Genomic DNA, 14,513 nt, shown 5'->3' on the forward strand with positions numbered 1-14,513 from the left:
TGGAGTTGCTTCTAGATTACTGCCCAGCCGCCTCCAGCCCCATCTGCCAGAAGTCCGCTTCCAGCCGCGAGGCCTGGGCGAAGACCTTGACCAGTTCCTCGAATCGCCGTTCGGTCATGGTCCGGGCCGCCAGCTCATCCAGATGCGCGCGGGCAGCGGTGGCCACGCCCTGGTAACCGGCACCGGCGTACTCGCCAATCCATTCGCGATAAGGATGATCGCCCAGCGCCTGGACACCGTTCGGCGTCAGGTTGCGGCCAATCTCGGCGTAGCCGATCACGCACGGCGCCAAGGCTATGTGCAGGTCTAGAAGGTCGCCGGCGGCGCCGCAGTCCAGCACGAAGCGGGTATAGGCTACCGTGGCCTGGTGCTCTGGGGTCGCCGCGAGGTCCGCGGGCGACAGCCCCCAGCGCTCGCACAGGCGCACGTGCAGCTCGGTTTCGTCGAGGATCGCCGCCAGCCCTGCCTGGGCGGCGCGGATATCGGCGAGGGTGCGGCTCTTGTAGGCGGCCAGGGCCCAGGAGCGGGCGAACTGGATCAGGAACAGGTAATCCTGCACCAGGTACGTGCGAAACGCTGGCTGCGCCAGGGTGCCGGCACCCATCTGGCGAACGAAGTCGTGCTCGACATAGCTGTGCCAATCGGCGCTGGCGGCCTGTTTCAGGCGCTCGAAGATATCCATGGTTTACCCCTGGTGGTCGAATCCATACAGCAAGGCCAGGACGTCGGTGCTTGCCGATCCTGTGGGAGCCGGCCTTGCCGGCGATACAAGGCCATGCCTTGCCAATCAGGCTCACCTCAATGTGTCGGGCAGCCCTGTTCCTTGACGATGCGCTGGGTCGACGCCGGGTTGTTCACCAGTTTGGCCGCCGAGCGGGCCGGGCGCTTGACCAGTTCACCGCCGCAATTGGGGCACTGGCCCTTGAGCTGACGCTCGTCGCAATCACGGCAGAAGGTACATTCGAACGAGCAGATCAACGCATCCGGGCTATCGCCGGGTAAATCAGAGCCACAGCATTCACAGTTCGGGCGCAGTTCGAGCATGCTCAGGTCCTCGCAGGCAGGGGGAAATCGTCAGTGTATACGCTCAGGGCCGATACAGGTGGGCGTGGCCGGCGCGGTACAGCGCCGACTCCGAGAAGGTATCGTTGCCCAGCACCCGGCCTACCAGAATCAGCGCGGTACGGCGAAAACCCTTGGCCGCCGCCAACTCGACAATTGTCTCCAGGGTGCCCAGCACCCAGTCCTGGTCCGGCCAGGTCGCCCGGTGCACCACGGCGATCGGGCAGTCATCGCCGTAGTGCGGGCGCAGTTCTTCGACGATCCTCGCCAGGTGTTTGACCCCCAGGTGCACCGCCAGGGTGGTCTGGTGGCGGGCAAGATCGGCCAGTTGCTCGCCGGCCGGCATCGGTGACTTGTCGGCGTAGCGGGTGAGGATCACGCTCTGGGCGATGCCCGGCAAGGTCAGTTCGCAGCCGAGCAGGGCGGCGCTGGCCGCGGCGGCGGTGACGCCGGGGACAATCTCGTAGGGAATGCCCAGCTCGCGCAGGTAGCGGATCTGCTCGCCGATCGCGCCATACAGGCTCGGGTCGCCGCTGTGCACCCGGGCCACGTCCTGGCCCTGGTCATGGGCGCGCTTGATCGCGTCGATGATCTGCGCCAGGTGCAGTTCGGCGCTGTTGATGAGCGTCTCGGCGCGGTGGCCTTCCAGCACTGCGGCCGGGACCAGGGAGCCGGCGTAGATGATCACCGGGCAGCGATGGATCAGGCGCTGGCCCTTGACAGTGATCAGCTCCGGATCGCCGGGGCCGGCGCCGATGAAATAGACGGTCATGGAGAGTCCTTGCTGGGAAAGTGCCGATTATCGGCGAAAATCGGTGGCGCAGGCCAATGCCAGGCTGGCGTCGGCCTGCAGGCTGCGCGGTACCCGCAGGCGGGCCGGGCCGCCGAGCTGTTCGGCCAGGGCCAGGGCGGCGCTCTCGGCCACGCCGTAACAACCGCTGTGCTGGTAGGCCACGGCCGAGCGGTGGCTCAGGCGCTGTTCGAAGGCGGCCAGTTGCGCCGCGCTGAAAAACACCAGCGGCACGTCCAGGCGCCGGGCCAGTTCATGCAGGCCGGGTTCGTCGCGCTTGAGGTCAATGCTGGCCAGGCCCACGACCGCGCCGGGCGGCAGGTCATGGGCGAGCAGGGTACGCGTGAGCAGGGCGCTCAGGGCGTCGACCGGGCAGCCGCGACGGCAACCCAGGCCGAGGTACAGCTGCATCCTCAGGGCTGGCTCGAACGGCGATACAGCCAGGCGCTGATCAGGCCCAGGGCCAGCCAGAACGCGGCGTTGGTCAGCAGCGAGGCGACCTTGAACTCGGCTTCCAGGGCTTCTGGGGCGAGCATCTGGTGGACTTCGGGCTGTGGCGCGCCAAGCACATGCGGGATTACCAGCAACACTGCGCCGACTATCTTCAGCAGCCAGTTGTGGGCGAACACGATCAAGGCGAGACCGACGGCGGTGGCGGCGGCGGTGCCGACCCACCAGGTCTGGCGCTGGGCCAGATCGGCGGCAGCGGTGCCCGGCAGCTCCGGCGGCAGGCCCAGGGTCGGCGCCAGGCAGAACACGGCAAAGCCGCCCAGGCCCCAGAGCGCGCCGCTGATTACGCTCTTCGGTGCGCGCAGGGTGTAGAGCGCGGCGAGGATCAGGGCGAAACCAACCGCCACCACCAGGTTGCCGCCGGTGGTCGACAGCACACGCTGCCAGCCGTCTTGCGGCGACCAGGCTTCACTGTCGTGATGATGCTCGGCGGTGCCGGCGGCATGTTCATGGGGCGCCTCGACCGCAGGCGCGGCGCTTTCATAGGTTTCCGCCTGGAGAATCAGCGGCGCGACCCAGAAGCTTTGCAGCAGGGTCAGCAGCAGGGCGGCCAGCAGGCCGGTAAAGCCTGCGGTACTGGCAATACGCTTGATCATCGGGGGCAGCACTCAGTGGCAAGGGAAGGCAGCGCTGTGGCGGGTATCGTGGGCAGCGTTGTGCACCGCTTCGATGTGCGAGAAACCGGCGAAGTACACCAGGCACAGGCCCAGCAGCGAGGCGCCGACAGCAACCAGCAGGCGTTGGCTGAGGCTTGACGGGGTAACGGCTTGGTTAATGGCGGTACTGGTACGCATGGCGCTTTCCTCTTGGTGTTGTCGGCAACAGGCAAGCGCAGCAAACCCCTGCACGAGGTTCGCCCAGGGGTTGCAACAGCGCCCGCCCACCGCGGGTTTGTTCAGTCAAGCGTTGGGCCGGTCTCCGGGCTGGTGAGGGTGGGCAGGTGGCCACACCACAGGCGTCACCTTCCCATGCCAAACAGCGGGCACAGTGGTTCTGACGCTTTTCTCACTTACCGTTGCGGGGGCAGCACCGGACTTGTCATGCACCTCAATAAAGAAGCATATGACGCACCGGTTTCCCAGTTTCACCCTCAAGGGGCACCCAAACGAATGGCGTTAGCAAATCACGGGCGCGGGCAGGCGTCAATCGTGACAGCAGTTGACCGCTCACCGGGCACTGCGTAGCCTAGCCGCTTCGAGGTTCTTCGGCGCTGGCCGAAGCTAAGACGGGAACGCGGTTCAAGCCGCGGCTGCCCCCGCAACTGTAAGCATTGAAGCGTTCGACACAGCCACTGCAACCCTGCGGGAAGGCGTCGTTCGACTGGCCCGGGCGCCGGTGCAATGCAAGCCAGGAGACCTACCTCGGACAGTTTCCGACATTCAACCGGGCGGGGTGATCCGGTGGCGAACAGGCCAGGTGCGTGACACCGTTGGCGCTCGTCCCGCATGCCCGCCATCCTGCCAAGGGCATCGACATGAAAACACTGGCCAAACTCCCCGTCACCATCGTTACCGGCTTCCTCGGCTCGGGCAAGACCACGCTGCTGCGGCATATGCTCGACAACGCCCAGGGGCGGCGTATCGCGGTGATCGTCAACGAGTTTGGCGAACTGGGCATCGACGGCGAAATCCTCAAGCAGTGCAGCATCGGCTGCACCGAAGAAGAAGCCAACGGCCGCGTCTATGAGCTGGCCAACGGCTGCCTGTGCTGCACCGTGCAGGAAGAATTCTTCCCGGTGATGCGCGAGCTGGTGGCCCGCCGTGGCGATCTGGACCATATCCTCATCGAAACCAGCGGCCTGGCCCTGCCCAAGCCCTTGGTGCAAGCCTTCCAGTGGCCGGAGATTCGCAACGCCTGCACCGTCGACGCGGTGATCACCGTGGTCGACAGCCCGGCCGTCGCCGCAGGCACCTTTGCCGCCTACCCGGAGCAGGTCGATGCCCAGCGCAAGCTCGACCCCAACCTGGACCATGAATCGCCGTTGCATGAGCTGTTCGCCGACCAATTGGCCAGCGCCGACCTGGTGGTGCTGAACAAGGCCGACCTGATTGCCGCCGACGACCTGGCCAAGGTGCGCGCCGAAGTCGAAGAAGAGCTGCCACCGGCAGTCAAGGTGATCGAAGCCAGCAGCGGCCGCCTGCCGCTGGAGGTGCTGCTGGGTCTGGGCGCCGAGTCCGAGGCGCACATCGATGGCCGCCGTACTCACCATGATTCGCACCACGATGGCGACGATCACGACGACCATGACCACGACGCCTTCGACTCGATCTCCATCGAGCTGCCGCAAGCCGACGAAAGCCTGTTGCTCGATGCCCTGACCCAGTTGGTCGTGCAGCACGGCATCCTACGGGTCAAGGGCTTCGCGGCGATCCCGGGCAAGCCGATGCGCCTGCTGATCCAGGGCGTGGGGACCCGTTTCGACAGGCACTTCGACCGCGCCTGGCGCAGCGAAGAGCCACGCACCACACGCCTGGTGCTGATCGGCCAGGAACTGGATGCGGCACAACTGGAAGCGCGCCTGCGCGCCGCTCTGGGCGCTTGACCCATGCACCTGCTGCGGACCCAGCCCGGTGGCTTTGTACCGGACGACAGTATTGCCGACCTCGGCCAGACCCCGGCCGAGCTGGTAATCCTCTGCAGCGGTGACTCGCACCTGGCGCTGCTGGCCGAAACCGCCCAGCAGCTGCCCGAAGCGTTCCCCAGCCTGCGTCTGGCCAACCCGATGCAGGTCCAGAATCACGCCTCGGTCGACCTGTATGTCGACCAGGTGCTACGCCATGCCAAGGTCATCCTGGTGTCGCTGCACGGCGGCGTCGGTTACTGGCGCTATGGTGTCGAGCAACTGCTGGAACTGACCGCCCGTGGCGTGCAACTGATCCTGGTGCCGGGCGACGACCGGCCGGACCCGGAACTGACCCGCCTGAGCACGGTGCCGGCCGAGCAGGCCGAACGGCTCTGGCACTTTTTGCGCCAGGGCGGCAAGGCCAACGCCTTGAACCTGTTCAACTGCCTGGCCAGCCAGTACCTGCAGGGCGACTACCCCTGGAGCGAGCCGCAGCAGCTGCCGCGCACTGCGGTGTATCACCCGCGCAAGGCCGCTGCGGTGCTGGAGGACTGGTTCGACGAGTGGCAGGTCGAGCAGCCGGTGGTGCCGATCCTGTTCTACCGCTCGCACCTGCAGGCGGCCAACACTGCCTTTATCGATACCTTTTGCCAGCGCTTGCAACGGGCCGGCCTCAACCCCTTGCCGATTGCCGTGGCCAGCCTCAAGGAGGCAGGTTGCCTGCAACAGGTCGAGGATTGGCTGGACCAGGTTGACGCGGCGCTGATCATCAACACCACAGGCTTTGCCCAGTCCAGCCCCGAGCAGCCGCACCTGCGCCCGTTCCGCCGCGATATCCCGGTGTTGCAAGCGATCTGCGCCCAGGACAACGAGCCGGCCTGGCAGGCCAGCGAGCAGGGCCTGGGTGCCCGCGACCTGGCCATGCACATCGCCTTGCCGGAGCTGGACGGGCGCATCATCACCCGGCCGATCAGCTTCAAGGACCTGGCCTGGCGCAGCGAGCGCAGCCAGTCCGATGTGGTTTGCTACCGGGCCCAGCCCGAGCGCATGGACTTTGTCGCCGAGCTTGCGCGGCGTTGGTGCGACCTGGCACAGCTACCCAACGCGCAGAAACGCGTGGCGCTGATCCTCGCCAACTACCCGACCCGCGATGGCCGCATTGGCAACGGCGTGGGTCTCGACACCCCGGCCGCCGCGCTGAACATCCTGCGCGCCTTGCAGGCTCAGGGCTATCCCGTGGCACCCTTGCCCGACAGCGGCACGGCGCTGATCCAGGCCCTGCTCGGCGGCGTCAGCAACGACCTGGACAGCCTTGACCTGCGCCCGTGCATGCAGAGCATGGCCCTGGACGATTACCTGGCGGCTTTTGCCGCTTTGCCCGAGGCCAACCAGATGGCTGTGCGCGAGCGCTGGGGCGAGCCAAGCCAGGACCCGATGTTCCGCAGCGGGCGGATGATGATCGCCGGTCTGCGCTACGGCCTGACCTTCGTCGGCATCCAGCCGGCACGGGGTTACCAGTTGGACCAGAGCGCGGTCTACCACGACCCCGACCTGGTGCCGCCGCACGGCTACCTGGCGTTCTACTTCTGGCTGCGTCACGGCTTTGCCGCCGATGCGCTGATCCATGTCGGCAAGCACGGCAACCTGGAATGGCTGCCCGGCAAAGGCGTCGGCCTGTCCGACAGATGTTGGCCGGACGCCTTGCTCGGGCCGCTGCCGAACATCTACCCGTTTATCGTCAATGATCCGGGCGAGGGTGCCCAGGCCAAGCGCCGCACCCAGGCGGTGATCATCGACCACCTGATGCCGCCGCTGACCCGCGCCGAAACCTACGGGCCATTGCGCAACCTGGAGCTGCTGGCCGACGAGTACTACGAGGCGCAACTGCTCGACCCGCGCCGGGCTCGGGAGTTGCAGCGCGATATCCTCGCGCTGGTACGCGACAACCATATCGACCGTGAACTGCAGATCGAAGGCGCGCTGGACGACGCGGCGGTGTGGCTGCCACGCCTGGACACCTACCTGTGCGACCTCAAGGAGTCGCAGATCCGCGATGGCCTGCATGTGTTCGGCGAGTCCCCGAGCGGACGCCTGCGCATCGACACCTTGCTGGCCCTGTTGCGGGTTGAGCGGGGCGATGGGCGCGGGGCCAACGGTAGCCTGTTGCGGGCCTTGGCCAGGGCGCTGAAGCTGGGCTTCGATCCGCTCGATTGCGACCTTGGCCAGCCCTGGCAGGGCCCGCGCCCGGCGCTGCTGGCCGACCTCGATGCGGCGTTGTGGCGTACCGCAGGCGATACCCGCGAGCGCCTGGAGCGGTATGCCAGCCAGCTGATCGAGCAGACCCTCGATGGCAGCGTGCAGCTTGCCGGCGGCCCCGAATGGGTGCAGGTGCAGGCCATTGTCGAGGCGCTGGAGCATCAGGTCGCACCGCAACTGGATGGCTGTGGCCCGGCAGAAATGCATGGCCTGCTCGCGGCCCTGGACGGGCGCTTCGTGCCCGCTGGCCCGAGTGGCGCGCCAAGCCGCGGGCGCCTGGACGTGCTGCCGACCGGGCGCAACTTTTATACCGTCGATGTGCGCAACCTGCCGACCACCACCGCCTGGCGCATCGGCTTTGCCTCGGCCAACCTGATTCTCGAGCGTCACCTGCAGGACCATGGCGATCACCTGCGCCAGCTGGGCCTGTCAGTGTGGGGCACGGCGACCATGCGCACCGGCGGCGACGATATTGCCCAGGCCATGGCCCTGCTTGGCGTGCGGCCGGTATGGGCCAGCGGCAGCCAGCGCGTCGACGATTTCGAGATCCTGCCCTTGAGCCTGCTCGACCGCCCCCGGGTGGACGTCACCTTGCGGGTGTCGGGGTTCTTCCGCGATGCCTTCGGCAACCTGATCAAACTGTTCGATGCTGCTGTGCAGGCGGTGGCGGCGCTGGATGAGCCGGATGACCTCAACCCCCTGGCGGCCAAGGTGCGCAGCGAGCGCGCCGAGTTGCTGGCCCAGGGCCTGGACGCCGAACAGGCGGGCCGTCAGGCCGGCTGGCGGGTGTTCGGGGCCAAGCCGGGCGCCTATGGCGCGGGTGTGCAGAATGCCATCGACGGGCGCCTGTGGAACGAGCGCCAGGACCTGGCCGAGGTCTACCTCAATCACGGTGGCTATGCCTATGGTGCAGCCGATGACGGCACGCCGGCGCGCGCGCATTTTGCCCGGCGCCTGAGCCAGGTGCAGGCGGTGGTGCAGAACCAGGACAACCACGAGCACGACCTGCTCGACTCCAACGACTACTACCAGTTTCAGGGTGGCATGCTCGCCGCCGTGGAAAGCCTGAGCGGCAACAACGTTGCCAGCTACCACGGCGATCACAGCCAGCCCGACCGGCCACGCATCCGCACCCTCAAGGAAGAGCTCAACCGGGTGATCCGTGCCCGGGCGCTGAACCCCAAGTGGATCGACGGGGCCAAGCGCCACGGCTACAAAGGTGCCTTCGAGCTGGCCGCCACCGTCGATAACCTGTTCGCGTTCGATGCCACCACGCACCTGATCGACGACCACCATTACCAGTCGCTGGCCGACGCCTATGTGCTCGATGGCCCGACCCGCGACTTTATCCGCCAGCACAACCCCGAGGCGCTGCGCGACATCACCGAGCGCCTGCTCGAAGCCCAGCAGCGCGGGCTCTGGCAGGAGCCCGGCGAGTACCGCGAAGCCCTGGAAGAACAGCTGCTGGACGGCGAAGAAGAGAATTGAGATGAGCGAACCTGCACACTTCCCCCTGGCCGCCGTGGTTGGCGCCGATCAGCTGAAGCTGGCGTTGTGCCTGACCGCCATCGACCCGAAGATCGGCGGCGTGCTGATCGAAGGGCCGCGCGGCATGGCCAAGAGCACCCTGGCCCGGGGCCTGGCCGATTTGCTCGGCGAGGGGCCGTTCGTGACCTTGCCCTTGGGCGCCAGTGAGGAGCGCCTGGTTGGCACACTTGACCTGGATGCGGCACTGGGCCAAGGCAAGGCGCAATTCTCCCCCGGTGTGCTGGCCAAGGCCGACGGCGGCGTGCTTTATGTGGATGAAGTCAATCTTCTGGCGGATCACCTGGTCGACCTGTTGCTGGACGTGGCTGCCAGTGGCACCAACCGGGTCGAGCGCGACGGTATTTCCCACCGCCACAGCGCCCGTTTCGTGCTGATAGGCACCATGAACCCGGAGGAGGGCGAGTTGCGCCCGCAACTGCTCGACCGCTTCGGCCTTAATGTCGTGCTCGAAGGCCAGCCGTTGCCCGAAGCCCGTGGCCAGATCATTCGCAGGCGCCTTGATTTCGACAGTGATCCCGAGGCGTTCTGTGCCCAGTGGGCGCCCGCTCAGGCGGCCCTGCGCGAGCGTTGTCACGGTGCTCGCGAACGTTTGACGCAGATTGCCCTGGATGACCAGGCCCTGGCGCAGATTACCGAGCGCTGCTTTGCCGCTGGCGTCGATGGCTTGCGCGCCGACCTGGTCTGGCTGCGGGCGGCCCGGGCCCACGCGGCCTGGCGTGGTGCGCTGGCGATCGAAGCCGAGGATATCGATGCCGTGGCCGAATTCGCCTTGCGCCATCGCCGCCGTGAAGCCCCCGCGCCACAACCGCAAGCGCCAGACAACGGTGCGGCGATGCCGCCATCGGTCGGCCAGCAAGGCCAGGGTCAATGGGGCGAACTGGCGCCACAAGCCACCCCGAGCGGCGCCCGGCGCGAGGTACCGAGCTGGGCAAAAAAGCCCTGAGCATCCGCCGCCGCAGCAGCGCGGATGCCAAACCCCGACCCGGAGCACTTGCCGCAGGCCCGCGTGGGCGCGGCAAACAGGCGGCATCCGGCGCGGTGGCCTGGCCGGCGACCTTGCTCAAGGGACGCCCGCGCACGCGCAACAACCTGTGCTGGCAGCAGCGCACGGCCAGCGCCCAAGAGCTGTGGCTGGTGATTGTCGATGCGTCGGCGTCAACCCGCCGCCACCAGGCGCTGAGCCGGGCCAAGGGCATGCTTGGCGAGTTTTTTGATCAGGCCTACCGCCGTCGTGCGCGGCTGACCCTGCTCACCGCCAGCGGTAACGCGCCGCGTTGGCAACGCCACGGGCTGAAAGCATCGGCGAGCTTGCAGCCGTGGCTGGAGGCGTTGGGGGCGGGCGGCGGTACGCCATTGCTGGCGGCACTGGAGCAGGCACGGGACTGGCTGCAGGCGCGTCAACGACGCTATCCGGCAGAACTGCAGCGATGTCTGATCGTGACGGATGGCCGGCTCAAGGCTTGGCAGGCGCTGCAGCCGCTGCCTTGCCAATCGCTGTTGGTGGATATCGAAAGTTCGCCGGTCAAGCTGGGAAGGGCACAGTTACTTGCGCAACAACTGCATGCCGATTACCAGCACCTGGAGACACTGGCGGTGCTCGGTGGATAACCTGGCATCAATAAAAACAATTGCGGCCACGTGTCGCAGTTTGTCCAGCGAGTTATAGCAACGTTGCCAAAGGCGTGCGCGAATACAGCGCCTTTGGCAATTAAACGCTCTTTACTTGGGCATCGACCAAGGCTGCAGCGTATAACCTTTCTCGCTCAACTCGGCACGAACTTCTTCAATCAAATGAGCCAGTTGCGCAGGGTCGGAGTAGGTGCTGCAAGGAACTTGCTTGCTGCCAATGCGGGTGCTGGTCCGGTCGATGACTGCCAGGCTCAACTCGCCGGTACCGTTGGGTACATCCCAGGCAACACACTGGAAAGGTTCAAAGGCGTGGTCGGCAATCAGCAGGGCTTCGTTGACACGCAGCGGGGCGTTCATGGGTTCGGTCTCTCTGTGGGCCCAAACATGGAATAAACCCGCGCGCCTGTTTGCGCCGCGGTGAGTTACTTGTACTGATGCACGCAGCACCAAGGTGAGTCACATCTCTATTGAAAATTATTTAACCACAGTGACACAACGCGACCAAGTGTCGCCGCTTCAGACGTTGAAAGCGCAGAAAAATTCCCGACCCTTAGGCAACTAACGATGCTTTGCAGACAGACGGTAGTGGGATATTGACGCATCGTTGCTACTGTTAAAACGGGCCTGCCAACACACTGTTTCTGCTTAAAATTCCAACTATTGGCGCCAAGGAAAAGGTCATGCTAGAGCCTGCATCCAACCGCCGCCTGCTGATCGTCGATCCGTGCGATGACTGTCATCGCCTGTTGCCAGGCTTGCGCAGTGTGGGCTGGGATGTGCATAGCTGTACCTTGTCTTCGGCCCTTGAGCATCCCTGCGACGTAGGCCTGTTGCGCTTGCAGGCTTCGCACCTGCAGCCCCCGGATGCGGTCAAGGACCTGATCAGCCGCAGCAACACCGAATGGATCGCGGTCTTGAGCGCCGAAGAGCTGCGGGCGCAGAATGTCGGCGATTTTGTCTGCGAATGGTTTTTTGACTTTCATACCTTGCCGTTCGATGTCTCGCGGGTGCAGGTCACTCTCGGCCGGGCCTTTGGCATGGCGCGCCTGCGAGGCAAGGGCAACGTGCATGTCGACGAGACCGAGCATGAACTGTTGGGCGATAGCCATCCGATCCGCGAGCTGCGCAAGCTGCTGAGCAAGCTGGCGCCCACCGAGTCACCGGTGCTGATCCGCGGCGAAAGCGGTACCGGCAAGGAGTTGGTGGCGCGGACCCTGCATCGCCAGTCCCAGCGCCACGACAAGCCCTTCGTGGCGATCAATTGCGGCGCCATCCCCGAACACCTGATCCAGTCCGAACTGTTCGGCCATGAGAAAGGCGCCTTTACCGGCGCCCATCAACGCAAGATCGGCCGTATTGAAGCGGCCAACGGCGGCACCCTGTTTCTCGATGAAATCGGCGATCTGCCACTGGAGCTGCAGGCCAACCTGCTGCGTTTTTTGCAGGAGAAGCATATCGAGCGGGTGGGCGGCAGCCAGCCGATTGCCGTGGACGTGCGGGTTTTGGCCGCCACCCATGTCGACCTGGAAAAGGCCATCGACAGCGGGCGCTTTCGCGAAGACTTGTATTACCGCCTCAATGTGCTGCAGGTCGTCACCGCGCCGCTGCGAGACCGCCACGGCGATCTGTCGATGCTGGCCAGCCATTTTTCGCATTTCTACAGCCTGGAAACCGGGCGACGCCCGCGCAGCTTCAGCGAGGATGCCTTGGTGGCGATGGGCAAGCACGATTGGCCGGGCAATGTACGTGAACTGGCCAATCGGGTCCGGCGAGGTCTGGTTTTGGCCGAGGGCCGGCAGATCGAGGCTCAGGACCTGGGGCTGCTCAGCCCGCATGCTTTCGTCCCGAGCATGGGCACCCTTGAAGACTACAAGCACCGGGCTGAGCGCCAGGCTTTATGCGATGTGCTCAACCGGCACAGCGACAACTTGAGTATTGCCGCCAAGGTACTGGGGGTTTCCCGGCCTACGTTCTACCGGCTGTTGCATAAGCATCAAATTCGTTGAGCAGCGCTGGAAAAGCCCGCTGAAGCGGGCTTTTTCGTGGGCGCGAGGATTAGAAGTAGTACGGAAACTTCAGACTGAAGGAGAAGTCTGGCGCGTCGTCGGTCAGTCCAATGGACAGGTTGGGGACGATGGTCAGGTTGTCGGTAGCGGCAAGGGTCATGCCGATGTTGAAGTTTGCCGCGTTGTAGTCGCTGCTGGGAACCGACTGCCAGTCGCCGCCATCGGGTTTGATCTTGCTTTTGCTGGCAAACTGGTCGGAGAACGAAAACGACATACTCATTTTCTCGTTCAAGGCAAAGGCAATACCGGCACCGATCTGCCAGGAGTCGCCAAGCTTCACGTCACCCGGGACTTTGGTGTTGATCGTCGGGCTGATATCGCTGAACGAGTCTTGCATGTTGTAGGTGTAGGACAGGCTGCCGAAGAGCACGGCAGGGTCGAAGGTCTTGACCAGCGAAATACCTGGTGTGATCGCCCAGACACCATTGCCGGTGGGGAGGCTTTCGGGCACCGACAAGTTGTCGTTGGTGGGGTCGTTGACCAGCTTGATGCCATAAGGCTCCTTGCCGGTGGGGGCCTTGACCCGCAGGGTGACGACTGCGTCGGGCAGGTTTTCCGATTCATCCAGAAACTTGTAGGCAACGCCGAAGTTGACATCGCCAATGGTGGGATCGCGTCTGACGGTCGCTTCGGATGAAACCGGGCCGGCGCCACCTGCGCCGCCAGAGGAGTAGGTGGATTCGCGGTAGACCACGGGGACGTTGATGTCGAACTGCCAACGCTGATCCAGGTTGTAGCGGGCCGTCAGGTCCAGGGTCCAGTTGTCCGCTTTGATGCGGTCGAGGTTGATGTTGCCGAGGAAAATCGAGTCCAGTGCCAGAAAACCGTTGAGGACCAATGCCCGAGTATCGTAGTGGGTGTAGGTCAGGCCGGTTTCGACGCTGAACTTGCCGCCACCGAAAAAGCCGCTGGCTTCGTCATACAGGTTGGAAACGCTTTGTGCAGGCTCCGAATCGTCTTTGAGCGACTGGCCGTAGGAGCTGCCGGTGGTACCCGGCGCACCGGATGCCACGGTCTGGCCACCCTTGACCGTCTCGGCAGGGGACCTGGTCAGGCGTTTGGGGGCAGGTGTGGCAGGTGCTTCTTCAACCTGGCGAACGCGTTGTTCGAGGACCATCAGCGCTTGCTGCTGTGCCTCGTAACGCTGTTTCAACTCCATGAGTTCTTGTTTTAGTGCTTCGACCTGGGGGTCGGCGGCTGCGTAGAGCAATGTGGCTGGAGCCAGGCTACTCAAACAGACGATAGCCCTGAACGTCATCGATCGGTGCATGGGTTAGCCGTCCCTTCTGCATTCGGATGGTGAGACTGAGCGTAGATCAGAATCCGAGCGTGCGAAGGCCTTTGAGCTGGTCGAGGTTGCCGTTCAGCGCCCCGGCGGTCGGCACGTTGTCACGTAGCACGACATTCAGAGAGGTGAGGTTGCTGACCTGGTTGCCAGCGCCGAGCAAGGTGGTGTTCTGCATCAGCCCGCCCTGAGCCAGGCGCTGCACGGTGCTGCCCTGGTTGTTGCTGGCGACGATGTTCAGTTGCACACCGCTGCCGGTGGACGAAATGCTCAGCGAGCCTGCGCCGTTGGCGCCGACCAGCGTCGAGCCTGCGGCCAGTGCCTGGCCTTGTGGTTGGGTTGCGGTTGCTGGCGCCTGGTTGGCCCTGGTGACGTTGATATCAACGTTGTTGTAGGCGCTGTTGTTGTCACCGGCAGCACGCACGATCTGCGTCACGCCTTCGGTGCTGCTGAGGCCGCTGCCACCGGTGACGGTGCCGGTCCCGGTGTTTTGCGAACGCGCCGAGCCCGTGCCTTTTTCGTCGATCATTGACACATAGAATTGTGGCGTGATGGTCGACTGTTGAATGTGCATCGAGGACGTTGCGCCGATGACTTCACCATTGGCATTTTGCCAGGTGCTGCTCATGACAATGCCAAAGCTGATGATCCGCCCCGGCATGACAAAGCGGCCTCGCAGGTTTGCCAGTTCCTGATCCTTCAGTTCAATGGGTTTGAGCGTCTGCGCCTGGGTTGGCAGGCTGGTGGCCAGGCAAAGCACGGCGAGCCAGATTGAAGTCTTCATTGGATGCTCCCGGAGCTTCG

Annotated in this window: 14 protein-coding genes and 2 riboswitches; of the genes, 5 read left to right on the top strand and 9 right to left on the bottom strand. The window is 64.7% G+C overall.

The features are described 5' to 3' along the window. Nucleotides 1-16: 16 nt before the first annotated feature. The 6 genes from BV82_RS12965 to BV82_RS12990 form a co-directional block, all read right to left on the bottom strand. Nucleotides 17-682 carry a TenA family protein gene (locus BV82_RS12965; RefSeq protein ID WP_010222026.1) on the bottom strand — a complete coding sequence of 222 codons (666 nt, stop codon included), beginning with the start codon at nucleotides 680-682 and terminating at the stop codon, nucleotides 17-19. Nucleotides 683-798: 116 nt separating this feature from the next. Next, entirely contained in the window at nucleotides 799-1,044 is a 246-nt protein-coding gene (locus BV82_RS12970; RefSeq protein ID WP_036995828.1) for a DUF1272 domain-containing protein, read from the bottom strand. Nucleotides 1,045-1,087: 43 nt separating this feature from the next. Further along, on the bottom strand, nucleotides 1,088-1,834 hold the full coding sequence (gene cobM / locus BV82_RS12975) for a precorrin-4 C(11)-methyltransferase (RefSeq protein ID WP_036995827.1): 747 nt from the start codon (nucleotides 1,832-1,834) through the stop codon (nucleotides 1,088-1,090). A gap of 27 nt (nucleotides 1,835-1,861) precedes the next feature. Then, entirely contained in the window at nucleotides 1,862-2,263 is a 402-nt protein-coding gene (locus BV82_RS12980) for a cobalamin biosynthesis protein (protein ID WP_036995826.1), read from the bottom strand. Between the two features lie 2 nt (nucleotides 2,264-2,265). Continuing rightward, entirely contained in the window at nucleotides 2,266-2,958 is a 693-nt protein-coding gene (locus tag BV82_RS12985; protein WP_036995825.1) for a CbtA family protein, read from the bottom strand. A gap of 12 nt (nucleotides 2,959-2,970) precedes the next feature. Beyond that, nucleotides 2,971-3,156, bottom strand: a complete 186-nt coding sequence (locus tag BV82_RS12990; protein WP_036995824.1) for a CbtB domain-containing protein — start codon at nucleotides 3,154-3,156, stop codon at nucleotides 2,971-2,973. Nucleotides 3,157-3,254: 98 nt separating this feature from the next. Next, nucleotides 3,255-3,483, bottom strand: a riboswitch (cobalamin riboswitch). 59 nt (nucleotides 3,484-3,542) lie between these two features. Beyond that, nucleotides 3,543-3,740: riboswitch (cobalamin riboswitch) on the top strand. 96 nt (nucleotides 3,741-3,836) lie between these two features. On the opposite strand from BV82_RS12990, the gene cobW reads away from it, so the two are divergent. From cobW to BV82_RS13010, 4 genes are read left to right on the top strand one after another with little or no spacing between them, the layout of a single operon-like run. Then, a complete protein-coding gene (gene cobW / locus BV82_RS12995; RefSeq protein ID WP_036995937.1) occupies nucleotides 3,837-4,904 on the top strand; it encodes a cobalamin biosynthesis protein CobW in 1,068 nt (355 codons plus the stop codon). 3 nt (nucleotides 4,905-4,907) lie between these two features. Next, a complete protein-coding gene (gene cobN, locus BV82_RS13000; RefSeq protein WP_036995823.1) occupies nucleotides 4,908-8,669 on the top strand; it encodes a cobaltochelatase subunit CobN in 3,762 nt (1,253 codons plus the stop codon). A 1-nt stretch (nucleotide 8,670) separates the two neighbouring features. Then, a complete protein-coding gene (locus tag BV82_RS13005; protein WP_036995822.1) occupies nucleotides 8,671-9,672 on the top strand; it encodes a magnesium chelatase ATPase subunit I in 1,002 nt (333 codons plus the stop codon). Then, nucleotides 9,597-10,337 carry a vWA domain-containing protein gene (locus tag BV82_RS13010; protein ID WP_081839667.1) on the top strand — a complete coding sequence of 247 codons (741 nt, stop codon included), beginning with the start codon at nucleotides 9,597-9,599 and terminating at the stop codon, nucleotides 10,335-10,337. Before BV82_RS13005 ends, BV82_RS13010 begins: the two co-directional genes overlap by 76 nt. A gap of 111 nt (nucleotides 10,338-10,448) precedes the next feature. On the opposite strand, the gene BV82_RS13015 is transcribed toward BV82_RS13010, so the two are convergent. Further along, on the bottom strand, nucleotides 10,449-10,715 hold the full coding sequence (locus tag BV82_RS13015) for a hypothetical protein (protein ID WP_010222038.1): 267 nt from the start codon (nucleotides 10,713-10,715) through the stop codon (nucleotides 10,449-10,451). A gap of 323 nt (nucleotides 10,716-11,038) precedes the next feature. Between BV82_RS13015 and BV82_RS13020 the strand changes: the two genes are divergently transcribed. Then, nucleotides 11,039-12,364 carry a sigma-54 dependent transcriptional regulator gene (locus tag BV82_RS13020; RefSeq protein ID WP_010222042.1) on the top strand — a complete coding sequence of 442 codons (1,326 nt, stop codon included), beginning with the start codon at nucleotides 11,039-11,041 and terminating at the stop codon, nucleotides 12,362-12,364. A gap of 49 nt (nucleotides 12,365-12,413) precedes the next feature. Here the strand turns inward: BV82_RS13020 and BV82_RS13025 are convergent, their stop codons facing one another. Both BV82_RS13025 and BV82_RS13030 read right to left on the bottom strand, forming a co-directional pair. After that, complete coding sequence (locus BV82_RS13025; RefSeq protein WP_010222043.1) at nucleotides 12,414-13,694, bottom strand: transporter; 1,281 nt, start codon at nucleotides 13,692-13,694, stop codon at nucleotides 12,414-12,416. Nucleotides 13,695-13,740: 46 nt separating this feature from the next. Beyond that, the gene (locus BV82_RS13030) at nucleotides 13,741-14,493 is read right to left on the bottom strand and encodes a hypothetical protein (RefSeq protein ID WP_010222044.1); all 753 of its coding nucleotides are present in this window, start codon (nucleotides 14,491-14,493) and stop codon (nucleotides 13,741-13,743) included. Nucleotides 14,494-14,513: the final 20 nt, after the last annotated feature.

This window comes from Pseudomonas donghuensis (assembly GCF_000696345.2).
GTDB lineage: Bacteria > Pseudomonadota > Gammaproteobacteria > Pseudomonadales > Pseudomonadaceae > Aquipseudomonas > Aquipseudomonas donghuensis.

Coding starts and splice junctions, on each gene's coding strand:
- BV82_RS12990 (WP_036995824.1), bottom strand. CDS start 3,156: ATGCGTACCAGTACCGCCATTAACCAAGCCGTTACCCCGTCAAGCCTC.
- cobM (WP_036995827.1), bottom strand. CDS start 1,834: ATGACCGTCTATTTCATCGGCGCCGGCCCCGGCGATCCGGAGCTGATC.
- BV82_RS12965 (WP_010222026.1), bottom strand. CDS start 682: ATGGATATCTTCGAGCGCCTGAAACAGGCCGCCAGCGCCGATTGGCAC.
- BV82_RS12980 (WP_036995826.1), bottom strand. CDS start 2,263: ATGCAGCTGTACCTCGGCCTGGGTTGCCGTCGCGGCTGCCCGGTCGAC.
- BV82_RS13030 (WP_010222044.1), bottom strand. CDS start 14,493: ATGAAGACTTCAATCTGGCTCGCCGTGCTTTGCCTGGCCACCAGCCTG.
- BV82_RS12970 (WP_036995828.1), bottom strand. CDS start 1,044: ATGCTCGAACTGCGCCCGAACTGTGAATGCTGTGGCTCTGATTTACCC.
- cobN (WP_036995823.1), top strand. CDS start 4,908: ATGCACCTGCTGCGGACCCAGCCCGGTGGCTTTGTACCGGACGACAGT.
- BV82_RS13020 (WP_010222042.1), top strand. CDS start 11,039: ATGCTAGAGCCTGCATCCAACCGCCGCCTGCTGATCGTCGATCCGTGC.
- BV82_RS12985 (WP_036995825.1), bottom strand. CDS start 2,958: ATGATCAAGCGTATTGCCAGTACCGCAGGCTTTACCGGCCTGCTGGCC.
- BV82_RS13025 (WP_010222043.1), bottom strand. CDS start 13,694: ATGCACCGATCGATGACGTTCAGGGCTATCGTCTGTTTGAGTAGCCTG.
- BV82_RS13015 (WP_010222038.1), bottom strand. CDS start 10,715: ATGAACGCCCCGCTGCGTGTCAACGAAGCCCTGCTGATTGCCGACCAC.
- BV82_RS13005 (WP_036995822.1), top strand. CDS start 8,671: ATGAGCGAACCTGCACACTTCCCCCTGGCCGCCGTGGTTGGCGCCGAT.
- BV82_RS13010 (WP_081839667.1), top strand. CDS start 9,597: ATGGGGCGAACTGGCGCCACAAGCCACCCCGAGCGGCGCCCGGCGCGA.
- cobW (WP_036995937.1), top strand. CDS start 3,837: ATGAAAACACTGGCCAAACTCCCCGTCACCATCGTTACCGGCTTCCTC.